This window comes from Hydrogenophaga intermedia, assembly GCF_023715105.1.
Lineage (GTDB): Bacteria > Pseudomonadota > Gammaproteobacteria > Burkholderiales > Burkholderiaceae_C > Hydrogenophaga > Hydrogenophaga intermedia_A.
In genome coordinates this window covers 1-422 of the sequence record NZ_JAMBNO010000114.1, presented here as the reverse complement: position 1 = coordinate 422, position 422 = coordinate 1, and the positions used below count along the sequence as shown (strand labels likewise).

Sequence of the window (422 nt, the reverse complement as noted above, 5' to 3'; positions counted from 1 at the left end):
GGTCTGGGAGGCCTCGCCGCAGGTTACCGAGCCGGTACGGCGACTGGTTGAGATGTTGCATAAGTACCAGCATGTGCTGACCAGCAGCTAACCCATAAACCGACGCCCAGGCGTCGGTTTTTTTATCGCTATACTTAACGGCGACAGAAAGAGAAGCGGGAGGGGCTGTCATGACCACCTATACGTTTGATTTTGACGAAATCGCCGAACAACAGGATTTCTACCGGGAGTTTTCCCGAACCTTCGAGCTGGCTCAGGATAAGGTCAACAACCTGGATTCGCTATGGGACGCAGTGACCGGTGGCCTGCTACCGCTGCCGCTGGATATTGAGTTCATCCATTTAAATGACAAGCAGCGCCGGCGCTTTGGCGCATTGATTTTATTGTTTGATGAAGCAGAGGAAGAGCTGGAGGGGGAGTTG

The 422-nt window shown here is 53.3% G+C and carries 1 protein-coding gene; it reads left to right on the top strand.

Translation table 11 applies throughout. From position 1 onward, the window contains the following. Nucleotides 1-170: 170 nt before the first annotated feature. On the top strand, nucleotides 171-422 hold a 252-nt coding region (locus M3149_RS22825), incomplete at its 3' end, for a barstar family protein (protein WP_251711634.1).